Origin of the sequence: Frigoribacterium sp. ACAM 257 (genome assembly GCF_007954365.1) — a bacterium.
Classification (GTDB): domain Bacteria; phylum Actinomycetota; class Actinomycetes; order Actinomycetales; family Microbacteriaceae; genus Frigoribacterium.
In genome coordinates this window covers 912,096-927,101 of sequence record NZ_VOLO01000001.1, presented here as the reverse complement: position 1 = coordinate 927,101, position 15,006 = coordinate 912,096, and the positions used below count along the sequence as shown (strand labels likewise).

Annotated in this window: 13 protein-coding genes and 4 tRNA genes; 12 read left to right on the top strand and 5 right to left on the bottom strand. The window is 73.2% G+C overall.

Going from position 1 to position 15,006, the window contains the following annotated elements; all coding sequences use genetic code 11:
• Positions 1-98 precede the first annotated feature (98 nt).
• The 5 genes from ES689_RS04265 to ES689_RS04245 all read left to right on the top strand — a co-directional run bounded on the left by ES689_RS04265 (position 99) and on the right by ES689_RS04245 (position 5,477).
• Entirely contained in the window at positions 99-1,301 is a 1,203-nt protein-coding gene (locus ES689_RS04265; RefSeq protein WP_146900602.1) for a glycosyltransferase family 4 protein, read from the top strand.
• Positions 1,298-2,515, top strand: coding sequence for a glycosyltransferase (locus ES689_RS04260; RefSeq protein ID WP_146900599.1), 1,218 nt, complete (start codon positions 1,298-1,300; stop codon positions 2,513-2,515). The genes ES689_RS04265 and ES689_RS04260 overlap by 4 nt, the downstream gene beginning before the upstream one ends.
• Positions 2,512-3,561, top strand: coding sequence for a glycosyltransferase (locus ES689_RS04255; RefSeq protein WP_146900596.1), 1,050 nt, complete (start codon positions 2,512-2,514; stop codon positions 3,559-3,561). The genes ES689_RS04260 and ES689_RS04255 overlap by 4 nt, the downstream gene beginning before the upstream one ends.
• Positions 3,558-4,406 (top strand): glycosyltransferase family 2 protein, encoded by an 849-nt coding sequence (locus tag ES689_RS04250; protein ID WP_146900594.1) that lies wholly within the window; start codon positions 3,558-3,560, stop codon positions 4,404-4,406. The genes ES689_RS04255 and ES689_RS04250 overlap by 4 nt, the downstream gene beginning before the upstream one ends.
• A 117-nt stretch (positions 4,407-4,523) precedes the next feature.
• The gene (locus ES689_RS04245) at positions 4,524-5,477 is read left to right on the top strand and encodes a manganese catalase family protein (protein ID WP_146900591.1); all 954 of its coding nucleotides are present in this window, start codon (positions 4,524-4,526) and stop codon (positions 5,475-5,477) included.
• Between the two features lie 58 nt (positions 5,478-5,535).
• On the opposite strand, the gene ES689_RS04240 is transcribed toward ES689_RS04245, so the two are convergent.
• Both ES689_RS04240 and ES689_RS04235 read right to left on the bottom strand, forming a co-directional pair.
• Entirely contained in the window at positions 5,536-6,567 is a 1,032-nt protein-coding gene (locus ES689_RS04240) for an alcohol dehydrogenase catalytic domain-containing protein (RefSeq protein WP_146900589.1), read from the bottom strand.
• Between the two features lie 675 nt (positions 6,568-7,242).
• Positions 7,243-7,318, bottom strand: a tRNA-Val gene (locus ES689_RS04235).
• Positions 7,319-7,566: 248 nt separating this feature from the next.
• Here ES689_RS04235 and ES689_RS04230 point away from each other — a divergent pair.
• The 3 genes from ES689_RS04230 (at position 7,567) to ES689_RS04220 (ending at position 7,909) form a co-directional block, all read left to right on the top strand.
• Positions 7,567-7,638 (top strand) — tRNA-Gly (locus ES689_RS04230).
• 62 nt (positions 7,639-7,700) lie between these two features.
• Positions 7,701-7,774: transfer RNA gene (locus ES689_RS04225), tRNA-Cys, on the top strand.
• Positions 7,775-7,837: 63 nt separating this feature from the next.
• Positions 7,838-7,909, top strand: a tRNA-Val gene (locus ES689_RS04220).
• Positions 7,910-8,212: 303 nt separating this feature from the next.
• Here ES689_RS04220 and ES689_RS04215 read toward each other — a convergent pair.
• Positions 8,213-9,493 (bottom strand): ammonium transporter, encoded by a 1,281-nt coding sequence (locus ES689_RS04215; RefSeq protein WP_146900586.1) that lies wholly within the window; start codon positions 9,491-9,493, stop codon positions 8,213-8,215.
• Positions 9,494-9,729: 236 nt separating this feature from the next.
• The gene (gene zapE / locus ES689_RS04210; RefSeq protein WP_146900583.1) at positions 9,730-10,761 is read right to left on the bottom strand and encodes a cell division protein ZapE; all 1,032 of its coding nucleotides are present in this window, start codon (positions 10,759-10,761) and stop codon (positions 9,730-9,732) included.
• Positions 10,762-10,997: 236 nt separating this feature from the next.
• Here zapE and ES689_RS04205 point away from each other — a divergent pair, with 236 nt between their 5' ends.
• From ES689_RS04205 to ES689_RS04195, 3 genes are read left to right on the top strand one after another with little or no spacing between them, the layout of a single operon-like run.
• Entirely contained in the window at positions 10,998-11,897 is a 900-nt protein-coding gene (locus ES689_RS04205) for a sulfurtransferase (protein ID WP_146900580.1), read from the top strand.
• A gap of 5 nt (positions 11,898-11,902) precedes the next feature.
• Complete coding sequence (locus ES689_RS04200; protein WP_146900578.1) at positions 11,903-12,352, top strand: SufE family protein; 450 nt, start codon at positions 11,903-11,905, stop codon at positions 12,350-12,352.
• Positions 12,349-13,140 carry a dihydrofolate reductase family protein gene (locus ES689_RS04195; RefSeq protein ID WP_146900575.1) on the top strand — a complete coding sequence of 264 codons (792 nt, stop codon included), beginning with the start codon at positions 12,349-12,351 and terminating at the stop codon, positions 13,138-13,140. The genes ES689_RS04200 and ES689_RS04195 overlap by 4 nt, the downstream gene beginning before the upstream one ends.
• Here ES689_RS04195 and ES689_RS04190 read toward each other — a convergent pair.
• Positions 13,061-14,296: a S9 family peptidase gene (locus tag ES689_RS04190; RefSeq protein ID WP_223269367.1), complete on the bottom strand. Its 1,236-nt coding sequence runs from the start codon at positions 14,294-14,296 to the stop codon at positions 13,061-13,063. The genes ES689_RS04195 and ES689_RS04190 overlap by 80 nt on opposite strands.
• Before the next feature lie 112 nt (positions 14,297-14,408).
• Between ES689_RS04190 and ES689_RS04185 the strand changes: the two genes are divergently transcribed.
• Entirely contained in the window at positions 14,409-15,002 is a 594-nt protein-coding gene (locus ES689_RS04185) for a DUF3000 domain-containing protein (protein ID WP_146900572.1), read from the top strand.
• Positions 15,003-15,006: the final 4 nt, after the last annotated feature.

Sequence of the window (15,006 nt, the reverse complement as noted above, 5' to 3'; positions counted from 1 at the left end):
ACCGGGCCCCCGGTCTCCCCAGGGTCCCCGAGTCGCCCCGGCTCACCTCACGACGGTCTCCGCCGACCGTCGCGCAATGACTGAGCCGAGGAGGCCCGATGATCGACACCCCGCCGCCCGCCCGCGACGCCCTGCGCGTCGCGTCCGTGCCTGCCGGCCACCCGTACGTGCGGCACCTCCAGCCGGTCGACGACTCCGCCGTGAGCCGTGCCGTGATCCGCCTCGCGGACCCGCTGCCCGACCCGGCCGAGCCCGCCCGGTGGTGGCCGCCCGTCGTCCTCGACGCAGGCTGGATCGCCGAGCACGCGGCCGAGGTCGACGTGCTGCACGTGCACTTCGGCACCGAGTCGTACGACCTCGGGCACCTCCGCCGTGTGGTCGACGCCGCCCGTGCCGCCCGGATCCCCCTCGTCCACACCGTGCACGACCTCGTCAACCCCCAGCTCGTCGACCAGGCGCCGCACCTCGCCCACCTCGGGCTGCTCGTCGCCGAGTCGGACGAGCTGCTCACGCTGACGGAGGGCGCCGCGGCCGAGATCGAGCGCACCTTCGGACGCCGGCCCGTCGTCGTTCCGCACCCGCACCTCCTGCCCCTCGACGCGGTCGCCCCGACCGGCACCGCCCACGTCGAGGTCGTCGTCGGCGTCAGCCTGCGCGACCTTCGGCCGAACGTCGACGGCCCGGGCTCCGTGTCGACCCTGATCGCGGCGGCCGGGCTGCTGGCCGCGGCCGGCCGGCCCGTCACCGTGCGGGTCGACGTCAACGAGCGCGTCCGCGACGCCGTGGCGCTCGCCGAGGTGCGGGCCCTCGTCGCCGGTGCCCCCGGTCACCTCGACGTCTCGTTGGTCGTCCACCCGCGGCTGGACGACGACGAGCTCGCGGAGGCGCTGGCCGACCTCGACGTCGTGGTGCTGCCCTACTCGCACGGCACGCACTCCGGCTGGGTCGAGCTGAGCTGGGACCTGGGCGTGCCCGTCGCGGCGCCGCGGGTCGGCCACGTCGACGACCAGCACCCCGCTGCCGGGGACACCGCGTCGTTCGACGCCGGCGACGCCGACCAGCTGGCGGCCGCCGTCGACTCCCTCGTGCGGGCGCGCGCCGACGTGTCCGCCCGGCCCGGCTCCGCGTCCCGCCGAGCCCTCGTGGCCGGGCGCCGCGAACAGCGACGGGCGCAGCGCGACGAGATCGCGCAGGCGCACCTCGCCGCCTACGAGCGCGCCGTCGCCTCGGCCACGGCCCGACCGGCGCCGAGCACCGCCGCGTCCTCGTCTGCCGCCCGACCCGCGGAGCTCGTCTCGTGACGGCCCTGCCCGGGACGGGAGCCGCCTCCTCGTCGTCGGCTTTCGGCGAGCCCGCGCGCACGGCGGAGCGCCCTCGCCGCATCGTCGTCGTGGCCCCCCTGCGCTACCCGATCGCCGAGCCGCACGCCGGCGGCCTGGAGTCGAGCGTCTGGCACCAGGTGCGCGTGCTGCGCGCCCGCGGACACGAGGTGCTGCTCTGCGCCGTCGAGGGCAGCGACGACCTCCTCGGCGGGCCCCCGGAGTTCGCCCTGCCTGCGGTGCACTGGGACGACCCGGCCGACGCCACCGACTCGACGTACCCGGACGGCTACCTCGAGGTGGCCGTGCCGGCGCTGCACCGGGCGCTCGACTGGATCCGGGACCACGCCGACCAGATCGACGTGGTCGAGAACCACTCCCTGAGCGGTCACGTGCTGTCGCGCGCCGGCGAGCTCGGCGTGCCCGTGGTCTCGACCCTGCACACCCCGACCCTGCCCGACCTGCTCGCGCACCACCGCGCGGGCGGCGAGCCGCGCAGCGCGTTCCTGGCCGTGAGCGAGCACACCGCCGCGGCCTGGCGAGCCGAGGGGGTCGAGGCGCGGGTCCTGCCGAACGCCGTCGACACCGATCTCTGGCCACTGGGCCCCGGGGGTGACGACCTGGTCTGGACGGGCCGGATCGTGCCCGAGAAGGGCCCTCACCTCGCGATCGAGGCCGCGCGCCTGGCCGGCCGGCGCATCGTCCTCGCCGGTCGTGTCGGCGACGTCGACTACCACGAGTCTATGGTCCTGCCCTTGCTGGGAGCGGACGCCGAGCACGTGGGTCCGCTGCGCCAGCCGGATCTCGCGGAGCTCGTCGGACACTCGGCATGCGCCCTCGTCACCCCCTGCTGGGACGAGCCGTTCGGGCTCGTCATCGCCGAGGCGCTGTCGGCCGGCACGCCGGTGGCGTCGTTCGCGACCGGCGGCGTGCCCGAGGTCGTCGGCTCGAGCATCGGCGCGGGCCTCGTGGCTCGGGGCGACGTGGTGGGGCTCGCCCACCTCGCCGCGGGTCTCGCGGACGCCGCGTCGACGACGCCCGGCTTCCGCCGGCGGGTGCGCGCCGACGCCCTGGAGCGCTTCTCGCTGCACCGCCGTGCCGAGGTGGTCGAGGAGGTGCACGAGGCCCTCGTCGCCGGTCACCTCGCCGGCGCCGGCAAGGCCGGTGCCCCGCTCGCCCCGGAGGCCGCCGCGTGACCGCGCGTCCCCTCGTCGGCTGGTACGTGCACCACCACGGTGCTGGGCACCTGACCCGGTTGCTCGCGGTGCGGCCGCACCTCGACGCCGACGTCGTCGTGTTCAGCTCCCTGGCCGCTCCGGTCGTCCTCCCCGAGCGCACCACCTGGCTGCAGCTCCCCCGGGACGACCATGACGTCGTCGCACCCGACGGCACGACCAAGGCCCCCGGTGACCCCGACTCGGGCACCGACCCGACTGTGCGGGGGCTGCTGCACTGGGCCCCACTGCACCACGACGGCCACGCCGGACGCCTCGCCGCGGTGGCGGCGTGGATCGCGCACGCCCGTCCCCGCGCCTTCGTCGTCGACGTCTCGGTCGAGGTCACGCTGCTCGTCCGCCTGCTCGGCGTCCCGCCCGTCGTCGTCGCCCAGCCCGGCGACCGGTCGGACGCCCCGCACACTCTGGGCTGGGACGCCGCCGACCGTGTGCTCGCGCCCTGGGCCGAGGGACTGCACGTCTCGCCCGCTCTCGACCGCGTCCGGGACAGGGTCCGGCTCGTCGGCGGGATCTCCCGGCACGACGGACGGGTCGACGGCCCCGACTCGCCTGCAGCCGGCACGGTCCTGGTGCTGGCCGGCGGCGGTGCCGAAGGCCGCGAGGGCCTCGCACAGCGTGTCGCCGAGGCCTCGGCGGCGACGCCTGCCTGGCGCTGGTCCGTGCTCGGCGCGTCGCCCGACAGCTGGGTCGACGACCCGTGGCCGCTCCTCCGCGGGGCGGAGGTCGTCGTCTCGGCCGCCGGCCAGAACAGCGTCGCCGACCTCGCGGCGGCCGGCTCCCGCGCCGTCGTCGTGCCCCAGGACCGTCCCTTCGACGAGCAGCGGACGACCGCGCGCCTCCTCGCCGACCGGGGGCTCGCCGTCGTGCCCGAGGACGGCTGGCCCGTACCCGACCTGTGGCCGGGGCTGCTCGACCGGGCGCGCTCGCTCGCTCCCGACTGGTCGCTCTGGCAGGTCGAGGGGGCAGCGTCCCGTGCGGCCGCGGTGATCGCCGAGGTCGCCCGGTGACGGGGCAGCAGACTTCGACGCCGGTCTCGACGGTCGCGGTGACCCTGTGCTCGGCAGCCCGTCTCGACCACCTCCTGCCGCAGCGCGAGGCACTAGCGCGCCTCCGGCCTTCGGTCCCCCACGTCGTCGTCTGGCTCGACGAGGCGCCGGCGCCCGCGCTGCCCGAGCTGGCGGACGCGCACGTGCTGCACGTGCCCCCCGGGCCGGACGGCCTGCGCCTCGCGACCGGCCGCAACGCAGGTGCCGACCGGGCGATCGCCCTCGGCGCGTCGCTCGTGGTGTTCCTCGACGCGGACTGCGTCCCCGGTCCCGACCTGGTCGCCGGCTACGAGGCCGCCGCGGCGGTGCACCCGGACGCGCTGCTCTGCGGCCCGGTCACGTACCTGCCCGAAGGGCACGTCGGCCTCGACGACGACTCGCTCTCTGCCGCCACGCGACCGCACACCGCACGCCCGGCGCCGGCGGCCGGCGAGACGATCGTCGCGGGGCACGACGAGTACCCGCTCTTCTGGTCGCTCTCGTTCGCCCTGGCAGCCGACGCCTGGGGGCGGACCGGGGGCTTCGAGCCCGGCTACGAGGGCTACGGCGGCGAGGACACCGACTTCGCCTTCACCGCGCGGTCGCTCGGCCTCCCCCTCGTCTGGGTCGGCGGCGCGCACGCTTACCACCAGTGGCACCCCACGACGTCGCCGCCGTGGCAGCACCTCGACGACATCCTCCGCAACGGCCGTCGGTTCGCCGAGCGATGGGGCGAGTGGCCGATGGGCGGCTGGCTCGAGGCCTTCCGTGAAGGAGGCGCGGTGCGCGTCGCCGAGGACGGCGGCTGGGAGCGCGTCACGGCCTGAGCGGCCTGCGCGCTTGTCCCCCGCCGTCTGGTCCCCCGTCTCGTGGGTCCCCCGTCTCGTCCCCCGCTGCCCGGTCCCCCGTCTGTACCCCTGCCGACCGGCGCCCAGGGAGGAACCATGTACTTCCACGCACAGACCTGGATCAACGACATCGCCGACGGCGAGCCGGACCCCGCAGCGGCCAACGCCCTGCAGGAGGGCCTCGGCGGACAGTTCGGCGAGATGCGCACCATGATGCAGTACCTGTTCCAGGCGATGAACTTCCGCGGGCCGGCGGCGAAGCCGTACCGCGACCTCATCCAGGGCATCGGCACCGAGGAGATCAGCCACGTCGAGCTGATCGGCACCACGATCTCGAGGCTCCTCGACGGCAGCCCCGACTACACCGGCACGCTGACCGACCCGCTCGACACCCCAGGCGCCGGCGGGGCCACGCCGTTGAACATCGCGCTCGACACGGGCAACATCCACCACTACCTCGTGGGCGTTCAGGGCGCGCTGCCGGTCGACTCCGTCGGCAACCCCTGGAGCGGCAGCTACGTCTACAACTCGGGCAACCTGCCCCTCGACCTGCTCTACAACCTCATGCTCGAGTCGACGGGCCGACTGCAGAAGAGCCGCATCTACGAGATGACGGACAACCCCGTCGCCCGCAAGACGGTCGCGTACCTGATCGTCCGCGACCAGGCGCACGAGAACGCCTACGCCAAGGCGCTCGAGACGCTCGGCGTCGACTGGGGCAAGCTGCTGCCGATCCCGAAGACCAACGCCGAGCAGTTCCCCGAGGTGAAGGAGCTGGTCGACCTCGGGCTGCAGAGCAAGCAGTACACGTTCGACCTCGACGGCAAGTCGGAGGCAGGCAAGATCTTTCAGGGCAGCTCACCCTCGGGCGACGGCACCGAGCTGTCGTCGACCGAGCAGGCGCCGAAGGGGGCCCCGTCGACCATCTCGCCCGAGCGTCTCGAGGAGTTCTCGCCCGGGCTCGACAAGGACCTGCTGTCGCTCATCCAGCAGACCGCCGAGATGGAGCTCGCCGACATCGAGAGCTTCTACGGGCCCACCGGCGGGTAGCTGACCAGCAGGTCGCTGGCGAGCAGGTAGCTGACCGGCAGGTCGCAGGCCCGACCGGTCACCAGACGGCCACCGTCATCCCGGCGGTGGCCGCCGGGCGGTCCATGGAGGCCAAGGCGCTCGGCAGGTCCTCGAAGCCGATCGTCAGCCCGATCGACTCCTCGGGCCGCAGACGGCCAGCGACGACGTCGGCGATCATGGCGGCGTACTCGCCGATCGAGATGCCGTGGCTGCCCAGCAGCTCGAGCTCGTCGGCGATGACCCGGCCCATCGGGATGACGGGGGCGGCTTCGTCGTCGAGGAGCAGCCCCACCTGGACGTGCCGACCCCGAGGCCTGAGCGAGCGGACCGAGGCGGCGGACGTGGCGCGGCTGCCGTAGGCGTCGAGGGCGACGTGCGCACCGCCTCCGGTGAGGTCCCTGACCGTGTCGACGGCCTGGTCGTCCATCGGGACGACGTCGGCGCCGAGGGCGGCAGCCCGCTCGAGCGCCGCGGGCGAGATGTCGACGGCGACGACGCGGGCACCGGCCGCGACGGCCACGGTGATCGCCGAGAGGCCGACCCCGCCGCAGCCGAAGACGGCGACCTGCTCACCCGAGCTCACCCTGGCCCGCTCGTGGAGCGCGTGGTACGCCGTCCCGAAGCGGCAGCCGAGTGCGGCGGCGGCCGCGAACCCGACGGCGTCCGGCAGTGCGACGACGTTGACGTCGGCGTGCGGGACGACCAGGGACTCGGCCCAGGAGCCGGGCAGGGTGAAGCCCGGCTGCTCCTGGCGGGTGCACACCTGGGTCGCCCCCGCCCGGCACTCGCCGCACGTGCCGCACGCGAAGACGAACGGCGCGGTGACGCGGTCGCCGACGGAGACCCGGGTGACGTCCGCGCCCACTGCGGTGACGACGCCGGCGAACTCGTGCCCGGGGACGTGTGGCAGCCGCACCGAGTCGTCGTGCCCCTTCCAGGCGTGCCAGTCGCTGCGGCAGACCCCGGTCGCAGCGACCCTGACGACCACGCCGTCCGCCGGCGCTGCTGGGTCGGGAAGCTCGACGATGGTCGGGGCGGACCCGAAGTGGTCGTACTGGACGGCGCGCATCCCCCGATCCTGGCACCGTTCGACGACGAGGTGAGCCGCTGCCCTTCACCGAGGTGCCGACGAGCGAACCGCCACCAGCACGAGATGGGGCCTGTCGGCGTCGTGCTGGACCTGCCCGCCCGACGGTGGGAAGAGAGCGTGCCCGAGCACCGGAAGCCAGCGTCAGGCGGGGGGCTCTCCACCCGTGCCGCCAGACGACCTGGTCACGGTGCAGCTGGCCGGCGCCGAAGTCGCCCTGCGCGTCGAGGCCACTCCCCGAGTCCTCGACGTGGACCGGTGCCGATCCTCCCGGCTGCCGGCGAACGGCGGGGACGGGCGCCGGCCAGGTGAGGGCCGGCGCCCGCGACTCCCCCAGTCTCGGTTCGGGCCGAGGTGACACGAGGACCCGGCTGCTGCGGGTGTCCAGCGGCGCTCGGACGCCGTCGGGTGGCGTCCTCGCATCGGGCCTCTAGGAGTGGTCAACACCGTAGCGGAATGATCCTCATGTTGTCGATCCCACTGGCCTGCTGCTCGGCGGAGTCGAACGGGTACGGGGTGGTGATCGGTGCGACGGAGGCCTCCGGACGTGGCCGCGGGCCATGACAGAGGGCGAGTTCGACGATGACCGGGCGCACGGACGGCGACGGGGAGCGGGGTCAGGCCATGATCGTGGTCCGTCACATGACAGGAAGAACGTGGTGGGCGATACCGGACTCGAACCGATGACCTCTTCCGTGTGAAGGAAGCGCGCTACCAACTGCGCCAATCGCCCCTGATCGGGACTCGTCGATACTAGTGGATCTTCTGGCTCCGACGCCATTCGAGGGGGCCGGCAGCACCTCCGGCGAGGCGTCGAGGAGGCGGCCAAGACACGAACATCTCTCGATTTGTTTTCTGTCCAGGGTCTGGGTAGTGTTCTTCTTGTTCGCAGCGATGCGAAAAGAAAGAAACATCGCAGCGATGCGAAAAGAAACATCGCAGCGATGCGAAAAGAAACATCGCAGCAATGCGAAACGAAATGCGGATGTGGCGCAGTGGTAGCGCATCACCTTGCCAAGGTGAGGGTCGCGAGTTCGAATCTCGTCATCCGCTCGAGTGTAAAGCTCACCAGAGGGAGTCCACCGATGGTGGCTCCTTCTGGGAGTATCTCATGTGGTGGAGTGGCCGAGAGGCGAGGCACCGGCCTGCAAAGCCGTTCACGCGGGTTCAAATCCCGTCTCCACCTCCATGGACCACCCTCTGGGTCTATGATCGATTCGTCTCCCCGAGACGAAGACAACTGAACAAGCATGAGCGATTGGCGCAGCGGTAGCGCGCTTCCCTGACACGGAAGAGGTCGCTGGTTCGATCCCAGTATCGCTCACACGCAGAAGGCCCCCGAGAGATCGGGGGCCTTCGTCGTTCCCGGACGCGGACTCGTGTCGTCGTCGAGCTCGTGTCGTCCGCCGACTTGGTCCAGGGGGCTGCCGGCGGCTCCCCCGGTGCTCGGCCCGCGCCTCCTCGGCTGCCGGCACCCCTCGAAGCCGCGCACACCCTGCGGCGCTCACGAGGGTCCGCGCGGCTTCCGCGGGTGTCGACGGCCCGGCACGCACGGCGGCCGGGCACGCAGAACGGCCCCGGTCGCGAGGACCGGGGCCGTTCTGACGAGCTGCGCCGAGGCGGTGCGCTAGACGCGCGCGTTCTCGAGCACGTAGCCCTCCTCGCCGTGCAGGGCGAGGTCGATGCCGGCCACCTCGTCCTCGTTCTTGACGCGGAAGCCGATGGTCTTCTCGATGGCGAAGCCGATGACGAAGGCGAGCACGAACGAGTAGAGCATGACGGCCACGGCCGAGAGCGCCTGGATCCCGAGCTGGGTGAACGTGCCCGAGAAGATCAGGCCGGTGTCGTTCGCGAAGATGCCCAGGTAGAGCGTTCCGAGGAGGCCGCCGACGAGGTGGATGCCGACGACGTCGAGCGAGTCGTCGAAGCCGAGCTTGAACTTGAGGTCGATGGCGAGCGCGCAGACGGCGCCGGCGACGACGCCGAGGACGACGGCCCAGCCGGGGGTCAGCGCGGCGCAGGCCGGGGTGATGGCGACGAGGCCCGCGACGGCGCCCGAAGCGGCGCCGACCGAGGTGGCCTTGCCGTCCTTGAGCTTCTCGACGACGAGCCAGCCGAGGACGGCGGCCGCGGGCGCGGCGATCGTGTTGAGGAACGCGAGGGCGGCCACGCCGTCGGCGGCGAGCTCCGAGCCGGCGTTGAAGCCGAACCAGCCGAACCAGAGCAGACCGGCGCCCAGCAGCACGAAGGGCGGGTTGTGCGGCTTGTCGGCGCCCTTGGCGAAGCCGACGCGCTTGCCGAGGACGAGCGCCAGGGCGAGGGCAGCGGCACCCGCGTTGATGTGGACGGCCGTGCCGCCCGCGAAGTCGATGACGCCCATGGCGGCGATCCAGCCGCCGACCACGTTGCCGTCGTCGTCGGTGGTGAAGTTGAAGACCCAGCTCGCCACGGGGAAGTAGACGACCGTGGCCCAGACCCCGGCGAAGATCATCCACGCGCCGAACTTGGCACGGTCCGCGATGGCGCCCGAGATGAGGGCGACGGTGATGATCGCGAAGGTCGCCTGGAAGGCTGCGAAGGCGATCGTCGGGTAGTCGCCGGCCGGGGCGAGGCTGTCCTGGAACGCGGAGTCGAGGCCGAGCGACGCGGTGTCGATGCCGAACCAGCCCTGAATGCCGACGAACGCGTCGGAGCCGCCGGGGATGGAGGTCGGGTTGCCGAAGGCGATCGCGTAGCCGTACAGCACCCACAGGACGCCGATGAGGCCCATCGCCCCGAAGCTGAGCATCATCATGCTGATGACGCTCTTGGCCTTGACGAGGCCTCCGTAGAAGAACGCCAGTCCAGGCGTCATGAGCAGCACGAGTGCTGCGCAGATCAGCATGAACGCGGTGTTGCCTTGATCCATGGGTGGTACCTCTCGAGTTCGGGAGCCAGGGGCGCACCGGTCCCGACCCGTCCGCGAGGGTGAGCGGGCTGTGAGCTGTGGGCTCGGGCGGTGCGGTCCCCAGTGTCGCGGCGCCTCGTTTCGGACCGTGTGCACCCGTGTTTCGGCGATGTAACAGGATCCGGCCCCGTGTGAACAACGCGTTTCCCGAGACTCAGGGACGGCAGGGACGCCGCCCCTGACCTGTCCGGAGCGGTCTAGGAAGAGGTCAGTGCGACGAGCCGCGACGTCGCGCGGAGGTACTTCTTGCGGTAGCCGCCCGCGAGCATCTCGTCGCTGAAGACCTCGTCGAGGGGCGTCCCGGTCGCGAGCACGCGCACCTGGGCGTCGTACAGACGGTCGACGAACGCGACGAAGCGCAGGGCGTCGGTCTGGCTGCTGAGCGGCGTGACCTCGCGCAGCCCGACGGCGTCCAGGCCGCCGATGAGCTTGACGTAGCGACTGGGGTGCACGGTCGACAAGTGCTGCACGGCGGCGCCGAAGTCGTCGAGGGAGGCGGTGCCCGCGACCGCAGCGACGGCTGCGTCCAGGTCGTCGACGACGTGCGCCCGCGCCTCGACCTCACGGCGCCGGTAGTCGTTCCCGTCGATGCGCAGGGTGCGGAACCGGTCGGAGAGCCCCTGGATCTCGCGCAGGAAGTCCGCGGCGGCGAAGCGCCCCTCGCCGAGGGCTCCCGGCGGCGTGTTCGAGGTCGCCGCGATCCGGGTGCCGGCGTCGGCGAGGTCGCCGAGCAGACGCGTCATCATCATCGTGTCGCCCGGGTCGTCGAGCTCGAACTCGTCGATGCAGACGAGCGCCGCGCCCTCGAGCTGCTTCGCCGCCCCCGCGTAGCCGACCGCGCCGACGAGAGCGGTGTACTCGATGAAGGTGCCGAAGTAGCGCCGACCTGCCGCGCGGTTGTACGCCGCGGCAAGCAGGTGCGTCTTGCCGACGCCGAAGCCGCCGTCGAGGTAGAGGCCGGGAGGCGCCTCCTCGGTCTCGGGACGGCGTCGGAACAGCCCGCGCCGGGACGGGCGCTCGGCGGAGGCCCAGAAGGAGGCGACGGCCTGGACCGCCTCGGCCTGGGAGGGGAACGCGTCGTCGGGCCGGTAGTTCTCGAGGGACGCCTCGGCGAACTGGCGCGGCGGCACGAGCTCGGCGACGATCTCGGCACCCGTGATGGTCGGGGCACGGTCGACGAGCGACACCACGGAGCGGTGAGGTCCGGCGGGCACGTGTTCGGTGGGCATCGGTGCGACCTCGCAGGCGTCGTGGCGGGCGTCCCCGGGGAATGCCAGGGGCGCGAGATGTGTCAGAGTCAGAGGGACCCGGTCGGCACGCACCGAGGGTGCGTAGCCTCGACGGGGCCGCGCGGCGATCTTATCCGCCGCCCCGGCGGCACCGCCCGCCGAAGCGTCGCCCAAGCCCCGCACCACCAGCCCGCAGCGCCACCCAGCCCCTCGGGGCCGACCCAGGAGGTACAGCAATGGTCGTCGAGCACGACACGTCCGCACGGTTCAGCGAGTACGCCCACCCCGAGCGCCTCGTCAGCACCGACTGGCTGCAGCAGAACCTGGGCACGCCCGGCCTCGTCGTCGTCGAGTCCGACGAGGACGTGCTCCTCTGGGACACCGGCCACATCGCGGGCGCGGTCAAGATCGACTGGCACCTCGACCTGAACGACCCCGTGCAGCGCGACTACGTCGACGGCGAGGCGTTCGCCGCCCTGATGTCCCGCAGCGGCATCGCGCGCGACAGCACCGTCGTGATCTACGGCGACAAGAACAACTGGTGGGCCGCCTACGCGCTGTGGGTCTTCTCCCTCTTCGGCCACGACGACGTGCGCCTGCTCGACGGCGGCCGGGCGGCGTGGGAGGCGGAGGGCCGTGAGTACACGACCGACGCCCCCGAGCCGGTCCCGACCGACTACCCCGTCGTCGAGCGGGACGACCGCCGCATCCGCGCCTACAAGGACGACGTGCTCGCGCACCTCGGATCGCCGCTCATCGACGTCCGCTCCCCCGAGGAGTACTCGGGCGAGCGCACGACCGCCCCGGCCTACCCCGAGGAGGGCGCGCTGCGCGCCGGGCACATCCCGTCCGCGCAGAACGTGCCGTGGGGCAAGGCCGCGGCCGAGGACGGCCGCTTCCGCAGCCTCGGCGAGCTCGACGCGATCTACCGCGACGGCGCCGGTCTCTCCGCGGGCGACGACGTCGTCGCGTACTGCCGCATCGGAGAGCGGTCGAGCCACACCTGGTTCGTGCTGCACCACCTGATGGGGTTCGAGAACGTCCGCAACTACGACGGCTCGTGGACCGAGTGGGGCAGCGCGGTGCGCGTGCCGATCGTCCAGGGCGTCGAGCCCGGCACGGTCCCGGGGCGCTGAGCGCGGTGTCGGCCTCCGAGCCCCGAGCGCTCCCCCGCGTCCTCGCCGAGACCCGGGAGGACTTCCTCGCCCTCGACGTGAAGGACCGGCTCCAGCTGCTGCTCGAGTTCTCGAACGAGCTCCCGTCGCTGCCCGCCGAGTACGAGGGCCACCCCGACCTCCTCGAGCGCGTGGAGGAGTGCCAGTCGCCCGTGTTCATCTTCGTCGAGGTCGCCGACGACGTGGTGACGATGCACGCGACGGCTCCGCGCGAGGCGCCCACCACCCGTGGCTTCGCCTCGATCCTGGCCCAGGGACTGAGCGGCCTGTCGGTGCGCGAGGTCCTCGAGGACGTCCCCGACGACTACCCGCAGACCATCGGCCTCGGCGTCGCCGTCAGCCCGCTCCGGGTGCGGGGGATGACGGCGCTGCTCGCGCGGGCGAAGCGCCAGGTCCGAGAGAAGTCCGCGGCGTGACCCTGCGGGTGCTGCACCCGGTACCTGCCCCGGCGTCGGGTGCAGGCGCCGAGGGCCACGTCGCCGCCGAGCTCGGCACCGTCGTGGAGGCGGACACCGACGAGGGGCGGGCGCGTCTGCGAGAGCTCTACGCGCCTCCTGCGGCCGACTGGCTGCGCCTCAACCTGATCACGGCCGTCAGCGGCGACGCCGCCGGCGAGGACGGCACCTCCGACACGCTCAGCAACGCCGACGACCGCGCCGTGCTGGCCGCGATCCGCGACCTCGCCGACGGGGTCCTCGTGGGCGCCGCGAGCGTCCGAGCCGAGGGGTACCGGGTGCCCCGCTCCGCCCAGCTCGTCGTGCTCACGGCGAGCGGCGACCTGAGCGGGCACCGGATGGACCCCGAGCGCGCCGACCGTGTCGTCGTCGTATGCCCCGCCGCCGCGGTCGACCGGGTCACGGAGACCCTCGGCCCCGACGTCGCGGCCCGGGCCGCCGTGCTCGTCGTCGACGACGACGACGGGCAGGTCGCCATGGCGACTCTCGTCGACCGCCTCAGGAGCCACGGCCTGCGCTCCCTCGTCTGCGAGGGCGGCCCCTCGCTGGCCGGACAGCTGCTGCACGACGGCCTCGTCGACGAGCTCTGCCTCTCGACCTCGCCCGTCGTGATCGGCAGCGGTCTGCCCGTCTTCGGCCGGGAGCGGTTCGACCCGTCGCGGCTCTCCCTCAGCCAGCTGATGATGGACGACCAGAGCGCCCTGTACGCACGCTGGCTCGTGGCAGACGGCCCAGCCACTCGGCGATGACCGCCTCGAAGCGCTCGGGGTCGTAGTTCCAGATCTTCGTGTGCCGGGCGACCTCGAACACCTCGAGCTGCACGATGTCCGGCCGGGCGGCGGCGAGGGCGTGCGAGGCCGTCGACGGCACGAAGCCGTCGTCGTCGCTGTGCAGCACCAGCACGGGGACGCGCAGCTCGCCGGCCCGCTCGACCAGGTCGAGCCGGTCGAGGTCGAGGGGCTCCGCCCTGCCGCTCAGCCGTGACGCCCGAGGAGACTGCAGGAGGCGCATCGCCAGCTCCTGAACCACCCGCGGCACGCGCATGGCCGTGCCCTGGTACCGGAGAGTGGTGCGCCAGTCGACGACGGGCGACTCCAGCACGATCCCGACGACGCGGTCGCGCAGCTCGGCGCGGGTGACGGCCTGCAACACGGTGGCGCCGCCCATCGACCAGCCCATCAGCACGATCGACGTCGCACCCTGGTCCACCGCCCAGCGCATGGCCGCCTGGACGTCCGTCCACTCCGCGTCGCCGAGCGCGTACCGGCCGTCGGCGGACCGGGGCGCCTCGGTGTCGTTGCGGTACGAGACGAGCAGCGACGTCAGCCCGGCGCGGTGGAACACGGGAGCCGCGCGCACGGTCTCCGCCCGGGTGACGCCGCGTCCGTGCACGCCGATCATCCACGGCCCCTCGGTGCCGTCGGGCCCCGGCACGAGCCAGGCCGGCGCGCGGCCGACCGGCGTGTCGACCTCGACGTCCTCCACCGCGAGGCCAGCGTCGCGCGGCGACCGCCACAGCCAGCCGCCGATGCGGCCCGTCCTCGCCGTGGTCAGGTCGCCCTCGTCGACGACCTCGACGCGGCGCACGACCCGCCGCCCCTCCTCCTCGACGACCTCGCCGAGGCGGGCGTGTCCCCTGCCGTGGTCGAACCAGAAGCTGTAGCGGCCGGGGAGGCGCGTGTCGGCGTCGGCCGAGAGGGTGACGGTCCCGGCGACGGGGTCGTGCCCGAGCACGCGGACGTCGTCGGACCGTCGGCGGGCCGGCGTGACGACCTTCCTGGCCATGGCGACGACGCCCGCGACCAGCGCGAGGGACGCGGCGACGACCGTGCCCCCGACGGAGACCGACACGACGAGGCCCGCGACGGCCGCCCGGGTGCGGCGAGGGCGTGGGAGACGTGACATCGAGACCTCCGGACGGACGGGGCGGATCGGAGCACCTGCACCGCGCAGCTGCACGGAGGCACCTGCGGCGTGCCGCCCGCCTGTGAACCGGCTCGGAGCCTAGTCTGCTGAGGTGTCCGACACCTCCTCGCCCGCGGTCCCGACCGCGTTCGCCGCCGCGTCGGCCGCCGTCCGCGAGGCGCTCTCGCGCGACGACCTCGCGGTGACCGAGATCCCCGCCCCCGGCGGTCTGGCCCCGCACGCCCTCGCGCTCGCCGGAGACGTCGTGGGCGCGTCCGGCCGCGCCGACGCCGAGCTCGGCACCGGGCGCTTCGTCCTGCTGTACGACGAGAGCGCGCCCGAGGCGTGGGGCGGCGTCTTCCGCGTCGTCTGCTTCGCGCAGGCCCCGCTCGAGACCGACCTCGCCCTCGACCCCTTCGTCGCGGACGTCGCGTGGTCGTGGCTCGTCGACTCCCTCGACGCAGGAGGAGCCTCCCGGCACTCCGCGTCGGGCACCGCCACGAAGGTGCTCTCGTCCGGCTACGGCGAGCTCGCCGCCCAGGGCGACGGGGCGCAGCTCGAGCTGCGCGCCTCGTGGACCCCCACCAGCACCGACCTCGCCCCCCACGTCGCCGCGTGGAGCGAGCTCATCTGCACCCTCGCGGGCCTCCCCCCGACCGTCGAGGGCGTCACGCTCCTCGCCTCGCGTCGCGTGGGCCGCGACTGACCCC

Excerpts from the sequence above, each read along its gene's own strand:
- ES689_RS04265 (WP_146900602.1), top strand. The coding sequence starts at position 99 with ATGATCGACACCCCGCCGCCCGCCCGCGACGCCCTGCGCGTCGCGTCC.
- ES689_RS04245 (WP_146900591.1), top strand. The coding sequence starts at position 4,524 with ATGTACTTCCACGCACAGACCTGGATCAACGACATCGCCGACGGCGAG.
- ES689_RS04240 (WP_146900589.1), bottom strand. The coding sequence starts at position 6,567 with ATGCGCGCCGTCCAGTACGACCACTTCGGGTCCGCCCCGACCATCGTC.
- ES689_RS04215 (WP_146900586.1), bottom strand. The coding sequence starts at position 9,493 with ATGGATCAAGGCAACACCGCGTTCATGCTGATCTGCGCAGCACTCGTG.
- zapE (WP_146900583.1), bottom strand. The coding sequence starts at position 10,761 with ATGCCCACCGAACACGTGCCCGCCGGACCTCACCGCTCCGTGGTGTCG.
- ES689_RS04205 (WP_146900580.1), top strand. The coding sequence starts at position 10,998 with ATGGTCGTCGAGCACGACACGTCCGCACGGTTCAGCGAGTACGCCCAC.
- ES689_RS04190 (WP_223269367.1), bottom strand. The coding sequence starts at position 14,296 with ATGTCACGTCTCCCACGCCCTCGCCGCACCCGGGCGGCCGTCGCGGGC.